Genomic DNA, 20,343 nt, shown 5'->3' on the forward strand with positions numbered 1-20,343 from the left:
TCGATGGTTCAGCATGACCTGCCCTCCGTCGGCTCGGAGCGCACCGGCCCGGTGCGCACTTGCGTCGGATGTCGGCAGCGAACGCTGGCTGCCGAACTGCTGAGAGTCGTGGCGCGAGGCTCGGAACCGGAAGGTTTCGTGGTCGTCCCCGATTCGGGGCGCAGGCTTTCAGGGCGAGGTGCATGGATGCATCCCACCGTGGAGTGTCTGAACCTGGCCGTTCGGCGTCGAGCATTCGGCAGAGCACTGAGGGTGTCCGGAGGTCCGGATATCTCAGCGCTGGATCAGCTGGTCGGGTCCATGGCGGAGAGGTCGCACAACGACCCCGACGGCAGGACACCAACAGTGACATCGAACTCTGAGAAGAACAGGCACGAACACTCATGAGCACACCGTGAAGCACCAGCGATGAACGTCCATCGGAGATAACCCGAGGTCGTGCGGGCATTGGCCGCTCGACCTCATCAGTGAGGAGAGCAGTGGCAGGCAAGGCCCGCGTGCACGAGTTGGCAAAAGAACTCGGTGTCACAAGTAAGGAACTACTCGCAAAGCTCAAGGAGCAAGGCGAGTTCGTGAAATCAGCATCCTCGACGGTGGAGCCGCCCGTGGCCCGCCGTCTTCGCGAGTCGTTCGGTAAGGCGCAGAGCGCCGATGCGCCGGCCGCGAAGGCCGCACCCACCCCGGGCCCCCGCCCCGGCGCACCGCGCCCGGGCCCCCGCCCGGCAGCGCCGACGCCGGCCGCACCGACTCCCGCGCCTGCAGCTCCGGCGCAGGACGCAGCGGCGAAGGAAACCCCCGCGGCACCGACTCCTTCGGCACGGCCGAAGCCGGGCGCCCCCAAGCCTGCAGCTCCCACGCCCGCAGCTCCGGCTCCCACGCCTGCGGCTCCGGCTGCGAAGGCGGCTGCACCCGCGCAAGAGCAGGCTCCCGCTGCGACGCCGGCACCGAAGCCTGCTGCGCCGGGTCCCAAGCCGGCTCCGCGTCCGGGTCCGAAGTCCCCGCGCGTCGGTAACAACCCGTACTCGTCTGCTCCTGCCGAGCGGCCTGCTCCGCGTCCGGCAGGTCCCCGTCCGGGTCCCGGCGGACCTCGTCCGACTCCCGGTCAGGGTGGCCCCCGTCCGACTCCCGGTCAGGGACGTCCGGCGGCCGGTGGCCAGCGTCCGGCACCGGGACAGGGCGGTCCCCGTCCGGCTCCCGGTCAGGGTGGACCTCGTCCGTCTCCCGGCTCCATGCCTCCCCGTCCGAACCCGGGTGCGATGCCGCAGCGTGCTGCACGCCCGGCTGCTTCCGGTCGTCCGGGTCGTCCGGGCGGCGCGCCCGGGGGTCGTCCCGGTGGTGGCGGCGGTTACCGCGGCGGCGGTGCCGGTGGTGGCGCAGGCGGCGGCGCGGGTGCCGGTGCAGGTGCTCCCGGTGGCTTCCGCGGCCGTCCGGGCGGTGGTGGCGGCGGTGGCCGCGGACGCGGCGGTGCAGCCGGTGCGTTCGGTCGTCCCGGTGGCGCTCCGCGTCGTGGCCGCAAGTCGAAGCGGCAGAAGCGGCAGGAATACGATTCGATGCAGGCGCCCGCCGTCGGCGGCGTGCGGTTGCCGCGCGGCAGCGGTGAGACGATTCGTCTCGCCCGCGGAGCATCGTTGTCCGACTTCGCGGAGAAGATCGATGCGAACCCGGCAGCACTCGTGCAGGCGTTGTTCAACCTCGGCGAGATGGTCACCGCCACTCAGTCGGTGAACGACGAGACGCTCGAGCTGCTCGGCTCGGAGATGAACTATGTCGTGCAGGTCGTCTCGCCCGAGGACGAGGACCGCGAGCTGCTCGAGTCGTTCGACATCCAGTACGGCCAGGACGAGGGCGGCGAGGAGGACCTCCAGCAGCGTCCGCCGGTGGTCACCGTCATGGGCCACGTCGACCACGGTAAGACCCGACTGCTCGACACGATCCGTAAGGAGAACGTCGGCGAGGGCGAGGCCGGTGGCATCACGCAGCACATCGGTGCCTACCAGGTCATGACGCACCTCAACGGTGAAGACCGCCTGATCACGTTCATCGACACGCCGGGCCACGAAGCGTTCACCGCCATGCGTGCCCGCGGTGCGAAGTCGACGGACATCGCGATTCTCGTGGTCGCAGCCGACGACGGTGTCATGCCTCAGACGGTCGAAGCGATCAACCACGCCCAGGCGGCCGACGTGCCGATCGTGGTCGCGGTCAACAAGATCGACAAGGAGGGTGCGAACCCTCAGAAGATCCGTCAGCAGCTCACCGAGTACGGTCTGGTCACCGAGGAGTACGGCGGCGACACGATGTTCGTCGACATCTCCGCCAAGCAGGGTCTCAACATCGACCAGCTGCTCGAGGCCGTGCTGCTCACCGCAGACGCATCTCTCGATCTGCGGGCGAATCCCGACATGGAGGCGCAGGGCGTCGCCATCGAGGCCCACCTCGACCGCGGTCGCGGTCCGGTCGCTACGGTGCTCGTTCAGCGCGGCACCCTGCGGGTCGGCGACTCCATCGTTGCCGGCGATGCGTACGGCCGCGTTCGTCGCATGGTCGACGAGCACGGTGAGGACGTTCTCGAAGCGTTCCCGTCGCGTCCGGTTCAGGTCATCGGCTTCACGTCGGTGCCCGGCGCCGGCGACAATCTCGTCGTCGTCGACGAGGACCGCATCGCCCGCCAGATCGCCGACCGGCGCAATGCGCGCAAGCGCAATGCGCTGGCCGCCAGGAGCCGCAAGCGGATCAGCCTCGAAGATCTCGATGCGGCTCTCAAGGAGCACAACGAGCTCAACCTCATCCTCAAGGGCGACAACTCCGGTACCGTCGAGGCCCTCGAAGAGGCCCTCATGGGTATCCAGATCGACGACGAGGTGCGCCTGCGAGTCATCGACCGCGGTGTCGGTGGCGTCACCGAGACCAACGTCAACCTGGCGTCCGCATCGAACGCCGTGATCATAGGCTTCAATGTCCGCGCCGAGGGCAAGGCAACGGAGCTCGCGAACCGCGAGGGCGTCGATATCCGCTACTACTCGATCATCTACCAGGCGATCGACGAGGTGGAGAAGGCCCTCAAGGGCATGCTCAAGCCGGTCTACGAGGAGGTCGAGCTCGGCCGCGCCGAGATCCGCGCGATCTTCAAGTCGTCGAAGGTCGGTAACATCGCTGGTTGCCTCGTGCAGTCGGGGATCGTCAAGCGCAACGCCAAGGCACGTCTGCTCCGCGACAACAACGTGATTGCGGAGACCGTCACGATCTCCTCGCTGCGGCGTGAGAAGGACGACGTCGTCGAGGTGCGTGAGGGCTACGAATGTGGTCTGACGATCACCTACTCCGACATCAAGGTCGGCGACGTGATCGAGGCCTACGAGTTGCGCGAGAAGCCGCGCGACTGACACATCTCGGCCGGTGGCGGTGGACGACCATGTCGTCCGCCGCCACGGGCGTGTCGAGAGATCAGCATCCGGCGGGGAAGGTCGACGATGTATCTGGGAGCGCTCGAACTGGACATCCTCCTGGGCGACGTCCATTCGCTCAAAGGCAAGCGATCGTTGATCAAGCCGGTGCTCGCTGAGCTGCGTCGCCTGGGTGTATCTGCATCGGAGACCGGCGACCAAGATCTGCATCGACGCACGAAACTCGGTGTGGCGGTCGCGGCACCCGATCTTGCGCACGTACGGGAGATACTCGACAAGTGCGAGCGCCTCGCCGCGGACCGCCCGGAACTGGAGTTGCTCTCCACCAGACGAAGAGTGTTCGGTCCGGAAGACTGACGGTCCGAAACAACACAGAGAGTGGTCGCCGGAGACCGGCGACCGAGGAGGAACGAACGACATGGCCGATCCAGCACGCGCGCGCCGCCTTGCGAAGCGCATCTCCACTATCGTGGCTACCGCGATCGACCATGAGATCAAGGATCCACGGCTCGAGTTCATCACCATCACCGACGCGAAGGTCACGCCCGATCTGCATGACGCGACGGTCTACTACACCGTGCGCGGCGCCGATCTGAACACCGAGCCGGACCTCGAGTCGGCAGCAGCAGGGCTCGAGAAGGCCAAGGGGATCCTCCGATCGAAGGTCGGTGCGGCAACCGGTGTCCGGTTCACCCCGACACTGACGTTCGCCACCGACACCGTGCCGGATACCGCCCGTCACATGGAAGAACTCCTCGCGCGTGCGCGTGCGGCGGACGACGAAGTGGCACGGGCACGAGAGGGAGCGGTACCGGCCGGTGACTCCGACCCGTACAAGGAACCTCGCGAACGTGACGACGACGAATAGCGGCCCCATGCCCGACTTCGAAACGTCGACCGTCCCCGGAGGCGCGGTCGATCTCGACGGTGCCGTCGCGTTGCTCTCTGCTGCGCGGACAGTGACCGTGCTGTGCCACGTCCAACCCGACGCCGACACTCTCGGCAGCGGGCTGGCCCTCGGCCTCGCTCTCGAGCGACGAGGAGTTTCCGTGCAGGTGGCGTTCGCGGCGCCGGATACGGTACCCAAGTCGATGCGAGGCCTGCCGGGCGTCCATCTCGTCGTCGCGGCGGAGCAGGTCCGGGACGAGGTAGATCTGCTCGTTGCCGTGGACTGCGGCACCGCCGGCCGCCTCGGCAGCTTGCGGACCCGTCTCGAAGGTGCTCGGAACTCGCTGGTCATCGATCACCACCGATCGAATACGCGATTCGGGACCCACAATCTCATCGATGCGGACGCCGAGGCCACCGCGGCAGTTCTCGCTGACGTATTCGACGCGTGGGGCGTCGAGATCGACGCGAGTATCGCCCATTGCCTGTTCGCCGGTCTGGCCACCGACACCGGATCCTTCCGATGGGTGCGCCCGGGTACGCACTCGCTCGCGGAGCGCCTGCTCTCGACCGGGATCGACGGTGCGAACATCACCCGCACGCTTCTCGACACCCACCCGTTCGGCTGGTTGCCGATGCTGTCGTCGGTCCTGGCGTCCGCGACCCTGATACCCGAGGCCGCGAACGATCGCGGATTGGTGTACGCCCTGGTGCGTCGTGCGGACTCCTCCCATCTCGGCGCCGAAGAGATCGAAAGCGTCATCGACATCGTGCGCACCACCCTGGAAGCAGAGGTTGCCGCGGTGTTCAAGGAGGTCGGCCCGCAGGAATGGACGGTCTCGTTGCGTTCCAAACGCGATGTGGACGTCTCACTCGTGGCGACCACCCTCGGAGGTGGCGGACATCGATTTGCGTCCGGATATACCGCGCTCGGCGACTCCGAGGAGATCGTCGCTGCCCTTCGCGCTGCGCTCGGGTGATGGCGTCGGCCGAACCCACGACCCCAGGCGACGTCTCCGGGCGGCGGATCCTCGGACTCGCGCTGCCCGCGCTCGGAGTGCTGGCGGCAGAGCCCCTCTATCTCCTGTTCGACATCGCGGTGGTGGGGCGACTCGGTGCACTTCCGCTCGCCGGACTGGCGATCGGTGGTCTCGTCCTTGCTCAGGTCACGACACAGTTGACCTTCCTGTCGTACGGGACGACAGCCCGGGCGGCGCGGTTCCACGGTGCCGGTCGGCGCGACGACGCCGTCACGGAAGGGATCCAGGCCACCTGGCTCGCGGTCTGTGTCGGTGCCGTGATCGTCGTGGTCGGCCAGTTGCTTGCCGCCCCGGTCGCGGGTCTGATCGCCGGTGACGAGGAGATCGCGGCTGCCGCGGTGTCCTGGCTGCGTGTCGCGCTGTTCGGTGCGCCGCTGATCCTCATCAGCCTGGCGGGTAACGGGTGGATGCGAGGTGTGCAGGACACCGCACGACCCTTGCGGTATGTGGTGCTGGGATTGGGACTCTCGGCGGTACTGTGTCCGATTCTGGTCCACGGTCTGCTCGGTGCTCCACGTTGGGAGCTCGTCGGCTCCGCGGTTGCCAACGTCGTGGGGCAGTTCGTTGCGGCAACGCTGTTCGTGGTGGCGCTGGCGCGGTCAGGGGTGTCGCGCCGACCGCGCCGCGCCGTGATCGTCGCCCAGTTGCAACTCGGTCGCGATCTCATCGCCCGGAGCCTGGCGTTCCAGGCGTGTTTCCTGTCGGCAGCCGCGGTCGCAGCGCGGTTCGGTGCCGCTGCCGTCGCGGGGCACCAGGTGGTCCTGCAGTTGTGGAACTTCGTCACGCTCGCCCTCGACTCACTTGCCATCGCCGCACAGGCGCTCGTCGGCGCCGCACTCGGTGCCAAGGACACCCGCGGGGCAACTCGGATTGCCTGGCGAGTGACGGCGTGGTCGGCCGTGTTCGCAGTGGCCCTGGCCGTGCTCTTCCTTGCGGGGCGGACACTGCTCCCAGGTCTGTTCACTGCAGACGCCGCGGTACTCGATCAGATCGAGATCGCTTGGTGGTTCTTCGTCGCGATCATCCCGCTGGCCGGAGTCGTATTCGCGCTCGACGGAGTACTACTCGGCGCAGGCGACGCCGCGTTCCTTCGTACTGCGACACTTGCCGCCGCATTGCTGGGTTTCCTCCCTCTGATCTGGTGCTCGCTCGCCTTCGACTGGGGCCTCGCGGGAATCTGGACCGGGCTTACGGTGTTCATCGTGTTTCGGATGATTGCCGTCGTGTGGCGCACTCTGTCGGGGCGCTGGGTAGTGACGGGCGCGGACCGACAGGTCCACGCAGGCAACGGAACGGGAGGATAGAAACCGTGGCAGCGAAGTTGTGGGCGGTCAGTGACATCCATGTGGCACATCGGGGAAATCGGCCTGTCACCGAGGACCTGTTCCCAGAATCACCCGACGACTGGCTCATCGTCGCAGGTGATGTTTCGGAGAAGACCGACGATATCCGCTGGGCACTGAAGCTGCTCAGCGATCGCTTCGCGAAGGTGATCTGGGTTCCCGGCAATCACGAACTGTGGACCACTGCGAAAGATCCGGTGCAAATGCACGGGGTGGCGCGCTACGACTATCTCGTGACGATGTGCCGGGAACTCGGTGTGATCACTCCGGAGGATCCGTATCCGGTCTGGGAGGGCGACGGCGGACCGGTCACGTTGGTGCCGATGTTCCTGCTGTACGACTACTCGTTCCTGCCGGACGGTACCGCGACGAAAGCAGACGGCCTCGCACTGGCGCGCTCGCGCAACGTGGTCGCCACCGACGAGTTCCTCTTGAAGCCCGACCCGTACATCACCCGCGACACGTGGTGCCGTGCACGGATCGAGCAGACGAAGGCTCGGCTCGACGCACTCGATCCTGAGGTGCCGACCGTATTGATCAATCACTTCCCGCTCGTGCGCGAACCCACTCGAATGCTGTTCTATCCTGAGTTCGCGCTGTGGTGCGGCACCACCGAGACCGCCGACTGGCACTTGCGGTACCGGGCATTGTGCAGTGTGTACGGGCATCTCCACATCCCGCGCACCACTTACTACGACGGGGTGCGCTTCGAGGAGGTATCGGTCGGATACCCACGCGAATGGCAACGACGCGGCCTCCCCGACAATGTGCTGCGCCAGATCCTGCCCGTCCCGGACTACCCGCCGGGCACGCTCAACAAGTGGGGCGGTCATTTCACGGTGACGCCCGAGATGGAAGCCGAAGCCGAGAAGTTTCGGGCTCAACGAGAGAAGGAACTGCGGTGACGGAACCGGCGACGAACCCCATGGTCGGTGCACGAGAAGGTTTGATCGAACGGATCGTTCCCGACGGTGTCGCAGCCGCGGAACTGTTCTCCGACCCGCCGGGCCTCGTAGCTCATCCTCAGGAGGAAGCCCTCATCGCCAGGTCTGTCGAGAAGCGTCGCCGCGAGTTCATCGGTGCGCGGCACTGCGCACGTCAGGCGATGGGTCGTCTGGGTGTGGAGCCGGCACCGATTCTCAAGGGGGACAAGGGCGCACCGATCTGGCCGCGCGGAGTGGTGGGTAGTCTCACGCACTGCGACGGCTATCGCGGTGCCGTCCTCGGCTACTCGCTGCAGGTGCGTTCACTCGGAATCGACGCGGAACCGCACGATCACCTCCCGGACGGTGTTCTCGATGCAGTCAGCCTCGACGTCGAACGCACATGGCTCGCGTCGACCGACGACACCGACGTGCACTGGGATCGGGTGCTGTTCTGCGCTAAGGAAGCCACATACAAGGCGTGGTTTCCGCTCACCGGTCGCTGGCTCGGATTCGAGGATGCCCACATAACCTTCGAACGCGACGACTCCGGTGCGACCTCCGGCACGTTCCGGTCGGAGTTGCTGGTTCCCGGCGACACCCGCGACGGCGCGCCGCTGACCGCATTCGACGGTCGGTGGCTTGTCGCCGACGGCCTGGTGCTCACCGCAATCACGGTGCGCTGAACTATGACCGAATCCGCTTCCGATAATCCCGCCCTCACTCGTGCCGGCTTGCTCATCGTCGACAAACCGGCGGGCATGACCAGCCACGACGTCGTTGCCCGATGCCGGAAACTGCTCGGGACCCGAAAGGTAGGCCACGCAGGTACCCTCGATCCGATGGCGACCGGAGTGCTGGTGCTCGGTGTCGAACGCGCCACCAAGTTACTCGGGTTGCTGGCGTTGACCACCAAGTCGTACGCCGCGACGATCCGGTTGGGGCAGCGCACCGTGACCGATGACGCAGAGGGCGAGGTGCTCGAGACCCTGGACGCATCGTCCGTGAGCGACGACAGGATCACTGCGGGCGTTGCCGCGCTGACCGGAGACATCGAGCAGGTCCCGGCGAGCGTGAGTGCGATCAAGATCGACGGTAAGCGTGCGTACGCGCGGATGCGCGAAGGTGAAGCGGTGGAGATCCCCGCGCGGCCGGTCTCCGTGTCGCGGTTCGAGGTTGTCGCGCGCCACGAGACCACGGAGGAAGGATTCGTCGATCTCGACGTCGAGGTCGACTGTTCATCCGGGACCTACATCCGTGCTCTTGCACGAGATCTGGGAGCAGCCCTGGGCGTCGGTGGGCATCTCACGGCGTTGCGGCGTACCACGGTCGGCCCGTTCGGTCTCGAGCATGCGCGCACCCTCGAGCAGTTGGTGGACGATCCGGCACCGAGCCTCGATCTCGACGCGGCTGTCCTGGCTGCGTTCGAAACCCGTTCGGTCACGGCCGACGAGGCCGTGGTGCTCTCGCACGGGCGCTGGCTCGACCCGATCGGTATGTCAGGTGTGTATGCGGCGATCGACCCGGAGGGGCGGGCGGTGTCGTTACTGCAGGAGAAGGGAAAGCGGGCGTCATCGGTATTCGTGGTGCGTCCGTCCAACATCTGAGGTGCGCTCAGGTCGTGACGAATCCCGATTCGTAGGCCACAATCACCGCCTGGGTTCGGTCGCGAACACCGAGCTTTGAAAGTACGGCACTGACATGGGATTTGACGGTCTCGGCGCCGACGAACATGTGCGTGGCGATCTCGGCATTCGACAGGCCGCGCGTCATCAATCGCAGCACGGTGGACTCGCGTTCGGTGAGCGCGGCACGCTCGAGTTGCTCGCGTGCGGGCGCGTTGCCATGGCCTGACGCGAGCGTGCGGACGGCAGCGGGATACAGGAGTGAATCTCCTTCGGCCACGGTGCGGACGGCATTTGCGATCTCGGCGGGGCGGGCACGTTTGAGCAGGAATCCGTCCGCGCCTGCCCGCAAGGCCCGGTAGACATACTCGTCGTTCTCGAAGGTCGTCACGATCACGATCTTGGGCGGTGACGGTACGGTCCGTAGGATCACCCGCGTCGCGTCGATCCCGTCCATCAGCGGCATCCGTACGTCCATCGCGATCACGGTCGGCCGTAGCCGCCGCAACAGCGGGACGACCGCGGCACCGTCCCCGGCCTCGCCCACGACCTCGATGTCGGGCTGCGCGTCGAGGATCGCGCGCAGTCCAGCGCGGGCAAGTGGTTCGTCGTCGACGAGCAGTACGGTGATCGTCATCCGTATCACTGAGTTCCGTCGAACGGGAGCGTGACGTGGACCTGCCAGATCCCGCCGGCCGGTCCGGTCGCCGCGTGGCCACCGAGTAGTTCCGCGCGTTCGTGGATGCCGCGCAACCCGCTTCCGCGACCGGTGGTCGGCGCGCCGACAGGCAATGCGCTCGTCACCTCCAACTCGAGTTGATCGGCATCCACCTGAACTCGGACGAGGACGGGCCCGGGACCGGAATGACGCAGCACGTTGGTCAGCGATTCCTGCAGGATGCGGTAGCCCTCTCGGGAAAGTGGCCCGGGTACACGATCGATGTGGCCGGCGACCGAGACGTCGATGTCGGCACCCGCCGATCGTGCAGACTCGACAAGGCGAGAAGCATCGGCGAGGGTGGGACGCTCACCTGGCCCCGTGGAGTCGCGCAGCACGAGAAGGACCCGATCGAGGTCGTCGAGCGCGTCGCGTCCGGTTTCTTCGATGGCGCGCAGTGCCAGCGCGGTGAACTCGGGATCATCGGCAGCGCGGGCCGCACCGGCCTGCAATACCGCGACGGTGAGGGCATGACCGATCGAATCGTGCAGCTCGCGAGCGAGACGGGTGTGTTCGAGGAGCAGGTCGGTGCGTTGTTCCAAGGCCCGCATCCGATCCGCGGCAGACGGGCCGAGCAACCGGCGCGCAACGGCGGTGACCAGCGCCCCGAGCCCGAGGACCGTTGTGAAGATCACGATGATGGGCAGTGGGATCAGCAGGGCGTACCACCACTGGGGTTGCTCGATCCTCACGAGGGCATCCTCGCCCGGCGCTCCTCCCACCGCTGCACCGACGAGATCCGCGCACAGCAGTATCATCGGCACACAGACCGCGCACAGTATCGCGCTGAGCGCGAGCCTGACCTCGAGCCAGAGCACGGTGCGCCACCGGTCGGACCAACTCGCCGACGACGCGGCGCCGATGGACGGCTCATCAGCAGAGGTTCCTTGACCGGGAGTGAGGAACAGTCGCGCCTGGACCCCTTCCGCGAGCCGCATTGCCGGGAGCAACCCCACTGGCACGACGAACAAGGCGAGCATGTACGGGTGGTCGTCGTCGATGAAGAGCCACACCGCAGCGAACGTCAACGGAATGCACAGATGTAGCCCGCGGGTGTAGGTCGCCGGGCGGGTCGAGAGCCGGCCTATCTCGCGGAACATGTATTCATACTGCCAGCTGCACGATCGCCGGTGACTCCCCGAAATGGGGGAGACGGATCCCACCCGAGGGGGGAGATCACGCGACCGGTTCGGATGGACGCTGAGTGCATGACGACAATCGAAGTGCACGAGCTGACCAAGGTATACGGATCGATTCGTGCGGTCGACGGCGTGACGTTCACTGTGCGTCCCGGGATGGTGACGGGGTTCCTCGGCCCCAACGGCGCCGGGAAGTCCACCACGATGCGCACCATCCTCGGCCTCGACCGACCGACCACCGGGACTGCCGTGATCGGCGGTAGGCCTTTCGTCGAGTCCGAGCAACCCCTGACCCTGGCAGGTGCGCTCCTCGACGCCGACGCCGCGCACCCCGGGCGGACCGCCCGGAATCACCTGCTGGCGCTCGCGAGGAGTAATCGGCTCCCGGTCGACCGTGTCGGAGCGGTCCTCGACGAGGTCGGGCTGTCCGGTGTCGAGCGTCGACGCGTCTCGTCCTTCTCACTCGGAATGCGCCAGCGCCTCGGGATCGCCGCCGCACTGCTCGGTGATCCGCAGGTACTGATACTGGACGAGCCGTCGAACGGGCTGGACCCGGAGGGCATTGTCTGGATCAGGGAAGCGTTGCCGAGACTCGCCCGCGAGGGACGCACGGTCCTCGTCTCGAGTCATCTGATGTCCGAGATCGCCTCGTACGCAGACCACCTCCTGGTTCTCGGCGAGGGCCGCATCCTCGCCGATGCTTCCACGGACGAATTCGTCCGCGCCCATGCCGAATCGACCGTGCGTCTGCGCACCCCGCACGGCACGCGCCCCGACGAGGTGCTCGCACGCTTCGGATGCACTGCCGTCGAGGACGACCGCGGCAGATGGATGGTCCGCGGCGGCCGGATCGACGAGATCGGAGCGCTGCTCGCCGACGCGGGTATCCCCGTCCTCGAGCTGACCGATCAACAGGCCTCGCTCGAGGAGGCCTATCTTGCCTTGACATCGAACGCGAAGACCCGCGTGACCGGCACGACGCACCAGGAGGCCTAGCCATGTCGTACGCATCCGCCCTCCATTCGGAGTGGATCAAGACGCGGTCGCTGCCGTCACTCGGTGGGGCGCTCGCGCTCCTTTTTCTTGTCACCGTCGGATTCTCCCTGGTCGGCAGTGCAACATTGGGTAGAGAGGAGGCGGGGGAGCCCGATTTCGACCCGCTGCTGATCTCCTTCTTCGGCGTCAACTTCGGCCAAGTGGTCGCAATCACCTTCGGTGCCCTCGCCGCGGCGGCACAGTTCAAGAACCACGGCACGAGAGTCTGGCTCGTCGCAGTTCCCCGCCGCGGTGTGTTCTACCTGGCCGGTCTCAGCGTTGTCGCGAGTCTCACCTTCGTTGTCGGCCTGGCGACAGCTCTGGCGTGTTTCGTCGGTGGTCAGTTTCTGCTCGGTGAGCACCGGCTGGAATGGACCGATGCGGCTGCCGGCCGCGCAATCCTCGGGTGCGCGGTCTATCTGACCGCGATGGCACTGTTCGCGTCGGGAATGGCAACTCTGTTACGAAGTGCTGCAGCGACACTGGGCGTCCTCGTCCCGCTGGTGTTGTTGTTGTCGTTCGTTCTCGGCGACGTGGCCGGCAGCAGCGGTGTCGCCGACTATCTGCCCGATCGTGCGGGTCGCCAGGTGCTCGTCTTGGATCCGCTCGGTTCACCGGGACCGTGGGCGGGCCTGGTTGTGACAGGGGTGTGGTCGGGCGCGGCCGTCCTCGCCGGTTGGTGGGCGTTCCGTCGTCGCGACTGCTGACCGGGGGTCAGACGAGCCAGATAGCTTCGGCCGCAAGGTTTCCGAGGTCCACGGGGGTGCGGTCCGGGCTACCGATCCGGACCGAGACGGTGCCGGCGAAGTCGCGGCGTTCGACTACCTGGATGTCGGTGTCGAGAGCGATGCCGACCTCGTCGAAGTAGCGCAGCATTGCCGGGTCCGAGTCGGAGATCCGGGCGACACGTCCGCTTTCTCCGTCGCCGAACTCGCTGAGCGCGCGGGCGGGAGGCGCGGGAATCGAGCCTCCCGCAGTGGGGATCGGATCACCGTGCGGGTCGCGTTCGGGGTGGCCGAGTTTCGCGTCGATCGCGGCGATCATGCGCTCGGAGACCGCGTGCTCGAGGACTTCGGCTTCGTCGTGCACCTCGTCCCAGCCGTAGCCGAGTTCACGGACGAGGAACGTCTCGATGAGGCGGTGTCTGCGCACCATGGCGACGGCGGCGTCGCGGCCGTTGTCGGTGAGCGAGATGGACCCGTAGCGTGCGTGGTCGACCATTCCCTGGTCGGCGAGTCTGCGGACGGCTTCGGACACCGTCGACGCCGAGACACCGAGACGCTCGGCAAGCAGCTTGGTCGACACCTTCTCGCCGGACCATTCCTGAATGGTCCAGATGATCTTCAGGTAGTCCTGGGCAACCGACGACAACGTGTCGGTCACGGAGGGCTCACGAGTCTCAGGCACGTGACCAGCTTAGGTAACCGTCAGCGAAGATTCACCTTCTCGGGACGGTCTGCGGCGCAGTGCGGCGGTTACCAGGCCTTGTCGCGGTGCGAAGAGGTACGCGGCAGCGAACAGGGTGGCCTGGGTCAGCACCACCACGCCACCGGTCGCAGCATCGGTGTAATAGCTCGTGTACACGCCCGCCACCGAACCGAGTGCACCGAGCATCGGCGCGATGACCAGCATTCGAGACATCCTGTCGGTCAGCAGGTACGCGGTGGCGCCCGGGATGATGAGCATCGCAACCACGAGGATCACGCCGACGGCCTGGACTGCACTCACGATCGTGATCGCCAGCAGTGCCAGGAGCAGCGCCGACAGCGCGGCAGGGGGGATGCCGAGTGCGTGCGCGTGGACGCGGTCGAACGCGAACAGGGTCAGGTCCCGACGCTTGACCACGAGCACCACGAACACCGCGGTGGCGAGCCCCGCGATCTGCCAGACGTCCGATTGCGAGAGCCCCAGCAGGTTTCCGAACAGGACGTGGTGCAGGTCGATCTGGCTGGGATTCTTCGAGATGAGGACCACGCCCAGTGCGAACAGTGTGGTGAAGACCGTTCCGATCGCAGCGTCTTCCTTGATTTTCGTGGTCCCGCGGACCAGCCAGATCAACGCCACCGCGAGACCTGCGAACAACAACGCGCCCAGGGTGAACGGCGCACCCACGAGGTAGGCCAGGACAACTCCGGGGAGGACCGCGTGCGACACCGCATCGCCCATGAGCGACCAGCCGATCAACACGAGCCAGCAGCTCAACAGGGCACATATCACCGTCGTGACGACCGCGACGACGAGAGCCCGCTGCATGAAGCCGTACTGCAGTGGTTCGAAGATCAGATCGAGCATCACGACACTTCCTGTGACTCGGCGCTCGCACCGAACGCGCGGGCAAGGTTCTCCGGGCGCAGTACCTCGTCGGGCGTGCTGTGCAGGATGACCTGCCTCTGCAGCAGAACCGCCTCGTCGCACAACTGCGACAGACCTGCAAGGTCGTGGGTGGCCACGAGCAGCGTGTGCCCGTCTGCGGCGAGGTCTCGAAACACGTCGGTGAGCGCTGCCTGGGTGGTCGTGTCCACTCCGGCGAAGGGCTCGTCGAGAAGCAGCAGTGGTGCGCGCTGCGCGATCGCTCGCGCGACGAATACGCGTTTGCGTTGACCTCCGGACAGCTGGCCGATCTGGCGGTGGGCGAACGGAGTCAGGCCGACGCGATCGAGTGCCTCGGCGACCGCCTCGTGGTCACCGCGTCGGGCTCGGCGCATCCACCCCTGGCGTCCGTAGCGTCCGGTCATCACGACGTCGCGTACCCCGATCGGGAAGTCCCAGTCGACAGCCTCGGCCTGCGGGACATACGCCACGGCGCCGGACTTCCGTGCCGCGCTGATTCCGACGCCGCCGATGGAGATGTCACCTTCGGTCGGTTCGACCAGCCCCATGATGCTCTTGAACAGAGTGGATTTTCCCGAGCCGTTGGTGCCGACGAGCCCGCACACTCTGCCGGGGGCTACTTCGAGACTCGCCCGGTCGAGCGCGACGACGGAGTCGTACCGGACCGTGACGTGATCCAGGCTCAGCGCAAGGCCGGATGACCGGGCGTGGTCGAGGTGTGCGGTGCCGGAAAGCGTCACGGGTTCAGTCCTGACGTGATGGTTGCGACGTCGTGGCGGAGAAGTTCGAGATATGTGGGCACCGGGCCGTCGGGATCGGATAGGGAATCGACATAGAGGGTGCCTCCGTACGCGGCGCCGGTGTCGGCGGCGACCTGCCGCTGTGCCTTGTCGGAGACGGTGGATTCGCAGAACACCGCCGGAATATCGTTCTCGCGTACGAAATCGACTGTGCGGGCGATCTGTTGCGGAGTGCCCCGCTGGTCGGAGTTGACCGGCCACAGGTAGGCCTCGCGCATTCCGGCGTCGCGCACGAGATAACCGAAGGCGCCCTCACAGGTGACCAAGGCTCGCTGGTGCTCGGGAACGGCCGCCAGCGTCGTGGTCAGTTCGTCGTGCACGGCCTGGAGTTCGGACCGGTATGCGTCGGCGTTGGCCGCGAAATCCGCGGCGTGCTCGGGAGCGAGGTCGCTGAGCGCGGCCTCGATGTTGTCGACGTAGATCTGTGCGGTCAGCGGTGACATCCACGCGTGAGGGTTGAGTTGTGTGGAGGAATCGTCGCCGATCGGCAGGGGCTCGACACCCTCGGTCAGCACTACGTGTGCGGCGTCGGTGTCGGCGAGGAACTGCTCGAACCAGCGTTCGAGACCCAGTCCGTTGTCGAGGACGAGATCTGCCTCGGCTGCGTGCCGCAGGTCGCCGGGCGTCGGTTCGTAGCCGTGCACTTCTGCGCCGGGTTTCGTGATCGATTCCACCCGTACGTGGTCACCTGCGACGGTGCGCGTCATATCGGCGAGCACGGTGAACGTGGTCAGTACGAGGGGCTCGTCGTCGGACTGCGCGGTGCCACACGCGGTGAGTGCGACGAGTGCAGCGAGTGAGGTCGCTCCGAGGACTGATTTGGGTGGTCTCATCGAAAAGTTAGGCACCCCGAAATTATGCCGAGCATCGCTTCGGGTTGTCTACCCGGGGTGAGTGCGAGGGCGAGGATGCCGGTCCGTCCGCGGGGTCGTAGGCTTTCCGCTGTGCAGAGATGGCGAGGTCTGGACGAGATACCCGCGGACTGGGGTCGGTGCGTGGTCACGATCGGTGTGTTCGACGGAGTGCATCGAGGTCACCAGCAGCTGATCACCCGTGCGGTGAAGTCGGCGAAGGAGCGGGGCATCGCCAGTGTGTTGATGACATTCGACCCGCACCCGATGGAAGTGGTGCGTCCTGGGAGTCATCCGGCCCAGCTGACCACATTGGCCCGGCGCGCCGAACTCGCCGAAGAACTCGGCGTCGACGTGTTCTGTGTCATGCCCTTCACCCCCGAGTTCATGAAACTCTCGCCCGAGCGTTACGCCCGAGAGATCCTCGTCGAGCGGCTGCATGTCGCCGAGGTGGTCGTCGGGGAGAATTTCACCTTCGGCAAGAAGGCCGCGGGGACCGTGGAGATGCTCCGCGGCATAGGCGAACGATTCGGTTTCGCGGTGGACGGGCAGACTCTGCTCGCCGAACATGCCGTGACGTTCTCGTCGACCTACATCCGTTCGTGTGTCGATGCGGGCGACATGACCGCCGCTACCGATGCGCTCGGTCGCCCACACCGTGTGGAGGGTGTCGTTGTGCACGGCGACGGACGAGGCCGGGGGCTCGGGTTCCCCACGGCGAACATCGCGCCCCCGATGTATGCCGCCATCCCTGCGGACGGTGTCTACGCCGCATGGTTCACAGTCCTCGACTCGGGATCTCCCGTGGACGGCCTCGAGGCCGGCCTGCGCTACCGTGCCGCGGTGTCGGTGGGGACGAATCCCACCTTCTCGGGCCGTAATCGCACGGTCGAGGCGTTCGTGCTCGATGCTGAGGCCGATCTGTACGGGCAGCACGTGGCTGTCGACTTCGTCGAGCGGCTCCGCGGCATGGAGAAGTTCGATTCGGTCGAAGCACTGGTCTCCGCTATGCATCGTGACGCAGACCGGGCCCGGGAGTTGCTTGCGGACGACGTATAGTCCGCGCTGTCGAGCGTCCGAGCTTGCGGTGAAATATGCCTGCCGAGCATCTGGTATCGTCGATCGCCGGTGTGTGCTGCGGTTCGCGGCGGCCACATCGCCGGGTCCAGGCCCGTTTCCATCGCGCGGACGTCAGTGATCAGGAGTACGACAGTGGCATTGACCACCGAGCAGAAGAAGCAGATCCTCGGCGAGTACGGTCTCCACGAGACCGACACCGGTTCGCCGGAGGCGCAGGTGGCGATGCTCACCAAGCGCATTACCGATCTGACCGAGCACCTGAAGCAGCACAAGCACGATCACCACTCCCGCCGCGGCCTGCTGCTGCTGGTCGGTCGTCGTCGTCGTCTGCTCAAGTACGTCGAGAAGGTCGACGTCGAGCGCTACCGCTCGCTCATCCAGCGTCTGGGCCTGCGTCGCTGACGCAGTCCGGAAGCGACACGATCTGCATTCGCTGATCTTTTCCGATAGCCAACGGGGTACCCCTTAGACTGGGCCTCGTTGGCTATCGGTGTATGCGCCGGAATTGCCGGCGCATCACATCGCCGCCGACGGCGATGATCCGTACGCACCGGCGGTGTCGGTCTTCGGTAGTGACCCTCCGGCCGCACGAGAAGTGCCGGCGGGTTTCGATCGATGGCCGCCTCCGTGAGTCGGTGCGCAGCCGTGGCCAAGGGGGCCCGGCGCCCGCGTGGGTACGGCGAAGACGAAGAGGGAAGAGAAGATTTCACAGATGACCAGTAACACCGCAGTCGAGGTCGACGAGGGCGTGTTCGAATCCGTCGCCACGCTCGACAACGGGTCCTTCGGTACTCGCACCATTCGATTCGAGACTGGACGCCTTGCTCAGCAGGCCGCCGGCTCCGTCGTCGCCTATCTCGACGACGAAACCATGCTGCTGTCGGCCACCAGCGCCTCGAAGCAGCCCAAAGAGCATTTCGACTTCTTCCCGTTGACGGTGGACGTCGAAGAACGTATGTACGCAGCGGGCCGCATCCCCGGCTCGTTCTTCCGTCGGGAGGGCCGCCCCTCGACCGACGCGATCCTCACCTGCCGCCTCATCGACCGTCCGCTGCGCCCGTCGTTCGTCGACGGCCTCCGTAACGAGATCCAGGTCGTGGTCACGGTCCTGAGCCTGAACCCGAGCGATCTCTACGATGTCGTCGCGATCAACGCTGCTTCGGCATCGACCCAGATCGCGGGTCTGCCGTTCTCCGGTCCGGTCGGTGGCGTGCGCGTCGCACTCATCACGTCGGAGGAGAACAAGGCCGGCCAGTGGGTGGCGTTCCCGACGGTCGAGCAGCTCGAGAACGCTGTGTTCGACATGGTCGTCGCCGGCCGCATCGTCGGCGGAGGCGACAACCCGGATTCCGCCGATGTCGCCATCATGATGGTCGAGGCGGAGGCCACCGACAAGGTGATCGCACTCGTCGAGGGTGGCGCGCAGGCGCCCACCGAGACGGTCGTCGCAGAGGGGCTCGAAGCGGCGAAGCCGTTCATCGCACGCCTGTGCATCGCTCAGCAGCAGCTTGCCGCTGCCGCCGCGAAGCCGACCGGTGACTTTCCGCTGTACCCGGCATACCAGGACGACGTGTACGCCGCGGTCGAGGCCGCTGCGTCCGCCAAGCTCGCCGAAGCTCTCACCATCGCCGGTAAGCAGGAGCGCGACGACCGCACCGACGAGGTCAAGATCGAGATCCTCGAACAGGTCGCTCCGTCGTTCGAAGGTCGCGAGAAGGAGATCGGCGCAGCATTCCGCTCGCTGACCAAGAAGCTCGTGCGCCAGCGCATCCTCCGCGATCAGTTCCGCATCGACGGTCGCGGCATCACCGATATTCGCGCACTGTCTGCCGAGGTCGCGATCATTCCGCGCGCCCACGGTTCCGCGCTGTTCGAGCGCGGCGAGACCCAGATCATGGGTGTCACCACCCTCGACATGGTCAAGATGGCGCAGCAGGTCGACTCGCTCGGTCCTGAGACGACCAAGCGCTACATGCACCACTACAACTTCCCGCCGTACTCGACCGGTGAGACCGGCCGGGTGGGTTCGCCGAAGCGTCGCGAGATCGGCCACGGCGCACTTGCAGAGCGCGCCCTCATTCCGGTGCTTCCGAGCCAGGAGGAGTTCCCGTACGCGATCCGGCAGGTGTCCGAAGCCCTGAGCTCCAACGGCTCGACGTCGATGGGCTCGGTATGTGCATCGACGCTGTCGCTGCTCAACGCCGGTGTGCCCCTCAAGGCGCCGGTTGCCGGCATCGCCATGGGTCTGGTTTCCGACGAGATCGAGCTCGAGGACGGCAGCCGCGAGACCCGGTACGTCGCCCTCACCGACATCCTCGGTGCCGAGGACGCATTCGGTGACATGGACTTCAAGGTCGCGGGTACCAAGGACTTCGTCACGGCGCTTCAGCTCGACACGAAGCTCGACGGCATTCCGTCGCAGGTCCTTGCCGGTGCGCTCTCGCAGGCGCACGACGCCCGCGCCACGATTCTCGAGGTCATGGCCGAGGCAATCGACACCCCCGACGAGATGAGCGCGTTCGCGCCGCGCATCACGACCGTCAAGGTCCCCGTGGACAAGATCGGTGAGGTCATCGGCCCCAAGGGCAAGATGATCAATTCGATCACCGAAGAGACCGGCGCCAACATCTCGATCGAGGATGACGGGACCGTCTATGTCGGTGCCGCCGATGGTCCGTCTGCGCAGGCTGCGATCGACAAGATCAACGCCATCGCGAATCCGCAGCTGCCCAAGGTCGGCGAGCGGTTCCTGGGCACCGTGGTCAAGACCACGGCGTTCGGTGCGTTCGTCTCCCTGCTGCCCGGCCGCGACGGTCTCGTGCACATCAGCAAGCTGGGTAACGGCAAGCGCATCGCCAAGGTCGAGGACGTCGTGAACGTCGGATCCAAGATCCGCGTCGAGATCGCCGACATCGACAACCGCGGCAAGATCAGCCTGATCCCCGTAGAGGAAGAAGCCGCCGCTGAGCCGGCCGCTGCCGGAGAGGCCGCCACCGAGGCTGCCGAATCCTGATTTCTCGCACACACGCCCGCGTGTGGTTCTCCCACCAGAGGAGAACTGCCCGCGGGCCGTGTTGTATCCGGACGACGAATCTTCGGAGAAAGTCCTTGTGAGAAGGGGGCTTTCGGTCCACTGGCACCTTATGTGGTCTACGCCCGCGACAGC

The 20,343-nt window shown here is 66.2% G+C and carries 20 protein-coding genes; 14 read left to right on the forward strand and 6 right to left on the reverse strand.

All coding sequences use genetic code 11. The features are described 5' to 3' along the window. The first annotated feature begins 3 nt into the window (after window positions 1-3). From HCA61_RS13650 to truB, 9 genes are all read left to right on the forward strand, one after another. Entirely contained in the window at window positions 4-387 is a 384-nt protein-coding gene (locus tag HCA61_RS13650; RefSeq protein WP_169688720.1) for a YlxR family protein, read from the forward strand. Between the two features lie 92 nt (window positions 388-479). Next, the gene (infB, locus tag HCA61_RS13655) at window positions 480-3,383 is read left to right on the forward strand and encodes a translation initiation factor IF-2 (protein ID WP_169688721.1); all 2,904 of its coding nucleotides are present in this window, start codon (window positions 480-482) and stop codon (window positions 3,381-3,383) included. Between the two features lie 87 nt (window positions 3,384-3,470). Then, window positions 3,471-3,761: a DUF503 domain-containing protein gene (locus HCA61_RS13660; RefSeq protein WP_169688722.1), complete on the forward strand. Its 291-nt coding sequence runs from the start codon at window positions 3,471-3,473 to the stop codon at window positions 3,759-3,761. Between the two features lie 61 nt (window positions 3,762-3,822). Beyond that, window positions 3,823-4,272 (forward strand): 30S ribosome-binding factor RbfA, encoded by a 450-nt coding sequence (gene rbfA, locus HCA61_RS13665; protein ID WP_169688723.1) that lies wholly within the window; start codon window positions 3,823-3,825, stop codon window positions 4,270-4,272. Between the two features lie 7 nt (window positions 4,273-4,279). Then, window positions 4,280-5,272 carry a bifunctional oligoribonuclease/PAP phosphatase NrnA gene (locus HCA61_RS13670; RefSeq protein WP_169688910.1) on the forward strand — a complete coding sequence of 331 codons (993 nt, stop codon included), beginning with the start codon at window positions 4,280-4,282 and terminating at the stop codon, window positions 5,270-5,272. After that, on the forward strand, window positions 5,272-6,636 hold the full coding sequence (locus HCA61_RS13675; protein WP_169688724.1) for an MATE family efflux transporter: 1,365 nt from the start codon (window positions 5,272-5,274) through the stop codon (window positions 6,634-6,636). The genes HCA61_RS13670 and HCA61_RS13675 overlap by 1 nt, the downstream gene beginning before the upstream one ends. A 5-nt stretch (window positions 6,637-6,641) precedes the next feature. Then, complete coding sequence (locus tag HCA61_RS13680) at window positions 6,642-7,580, forward strand: metallophosphoesterase (protein WP_169688725.1); 939 nt, start codon at window positions 6,642-6,644, stop codon at window positions 7,578-7,580. 41 nt (window positions 7,581-7,621) lie between these two features. Next, on the forward strand, window positions 7,622-8,284 hold the full coding sequence (gene npt / locus HCA61_RS13685; protein ID WP_169688911.1) for a 4'-phosphopantetheinyl transferase Npt: 663 nt from the start codon (window positions 7,622-7,624) through the stop codon (window positions 8,282-8,284). Window positions 8,285-8,287: 3 nt separating this feature from the next. Further along, on the forward strand, window positions 8,288-9,205 hold the full coding sequence (gene truB, locus HCA61_RS13690; protein ID WP_169688726.1) for a tRNA pseudouridine(55) synthase TruB: 918 nt from the start codon (window positions 8,288-8,290) through the stop codon (window positions 9,203-9,205). A gap of 7 nt (window positions 9,206-9,212) precedes the next feature. Here truB and HCA61_RS13695 read toward each other — a convergent pair whose 3' ends face one another. Together HCA61_RS13695 and HCA61_RS13700 are read right to left on the reverse strand one after the other, a co-directional pair. Then, window positions 9,213-9,860: a response regulator transcription factor gene (locus tag HCA61_RS13695; RefSeq protein ID WP_169688727.1), complete on the reverse strand. Its 648-nt coding sequence runs from the start codon at window positions 9,858-9,860 to the stop codon at window positions 9,213-9,215. Between the two features lie 5 nt (window positions 9,861-9,865). Beyond that, window positions 9,866-11,041, reverse strand: a complete 1,176-nt coding sequence (locus HCA61_RS13700; protein ID WP_169688728.1) for a histidine kinase — start codon at window positions 11,039-11,041, stop codon at window positions 9,866-9,868. Window positions 11,042-11,149: 108 nt separating this feature from the next. On the opposite strand from HCA61_RS13700, the gene HCA61_RS13705 reads away from it, so the two are divergent. After that, complete coding sequence (locus HCA61_RS13705; RefSeq protein ID WP_169688729.1) at window positions 11,150-12,076, forward strand: ATP-binding cassette domain-containing protein; 927 nt, start codon at window positions 11,150-11,152, stop codon at window positions 12,074-12,076. A gap of 2 nt (window positions 12,077-12,078) precedes the next feature. After that, window positions 12,079-12,822, forward strand: coding sequence for an ABC transporter permease (locus HCA61_RS13710; RefSeq protein ID WP_169688730.1), 744 nt, complete (start codon window positions 12,079-12,081; stop codon window positions 12,820-12,822). A 7-nt stretch (window positions 12,823-12,829) separates the two neighbouring features. On the opposite strand, the gene HCA61_RS13715 is transcribed toward HCA61_RS13710, so the two are convergent. From HCA61_RS13715 to HCA61_RS13730, 4 genes are read right to left on the reverse strand one after another with little or no spacing between them, the layout of a single operon-like run. Then, window positions 12,830-13,522 carry a metal-dependent transcriptional regulator gene (locus HCA61_RS13715; RefSeq protein ID WP_169688731.1) on the reverse strand — a complete coding sequence of 231 codons (693 nt, stop codon included), beginning with the start codon at window positions 13,520-13,522 and terminating at the stop codon, window positions 12,830-12,832. Between the two features lie 9 nt (window positions 13,523-13,531). Then, window positions 13,532-14,407 (reverse strand): metal ABC transporter permease, encoded by an 876-nt coding sequence (locus HCA61_RS13720; RefSeq protein ID WP_169688912.1) that lies wholly within the window; start codon window positions 14,405-14,407, stop codon window positions 13,532-13,534. Next, window positions 14,407-15,186: a metal ABC transporter ATP-binding protein gene (locus HCA61_RS13725; protein WP_169688732.1), complete on the reverse strand. Its 780-nt coding sequence runs from the start codon at window positions 15,184-15,186 to the stop codon at window positions 14,407-14,409. The genes HCA61_RS13720 and HCA61_RS13725 overlap by 1 nt, the downstream gene beginning before the upstream one ends. Further along, window positions 15,183-16,079, reverse strand: coding sequence for a metal ABC transporter substrate-binding protein (locus HCA61_RS13730; protein WP_169688733.1), 897 nt, complete (start codon window positions 16,077-16,079; stop codon window positions 15,183-15,185). The genes HCA61_RS13725 and HCA61_RS13730 overlap by 4 nt, the downstream gene beginning before the upstream one ends. Window positions 16,080-16,190: 111 nt before the next feature. Between HCA61_RS13730 and HCA61_RS13735 the strand changes: the two genes are divergently transcribed. The 3 genes from HCA61_RS13735 (at window position 16,191) to HCA61_RS13745 (ending at window position 20,190) form a co-directional block, all read left to right on the forward strand. Further along, window positions 16,191-17,156 (forward strand): bifunctional riboflavin kinase/FAD synthetase, encoded by a 966-nt coding sequence (locus tag HCA61_RS13735; protein WP_346777562.1) that lies wholly within the window; start codon window positions 16,191-16,193, stop codon window positions 17,154-17,156. 153 nt (window positions 17,157-17,309) lie between these two features. After that, the gene (rpsO, locus tag HCA61_RS13740; RefSeq protein WP_054713197.1) at window positions 17,310-17,579 is read left to right on the forward strand and encodes a 30S ribosomal protein S15; all 270 of its coding nucleotides are present in this window, start codon (window positions 17,310-17,312) and stop codon (window positions 17,577-17,579) included. A 310-nt stretch (window positions 17,580-17,889) separates the two neighbouring features. Next, the gene (locus tag HCA61_RS13745) at window positions 17,890-20,190 is read left to right on the forward strand and encodes a polyribonucleotide nucleotidyltransferase (RefSeq protein WP_169688734.1); all 2,301 of its coding nucleotides are present in this window, start codon (window positions 17,890-17,892) and stop codon (window positions 20,188-20,190) included. Window positions 20,191-20,343: the final 153 nt, after the last annotated feature.

Origin of the sequence: Rhodococcus sp. HNM0563, assembly GCF_012726195.1 — a bacterium.
Classification (GTDB): Bacteria; Actinomycetota; Actinomycetes; order Mycobacteriales; family Mycobacteriaceae; genus Rhodococcus.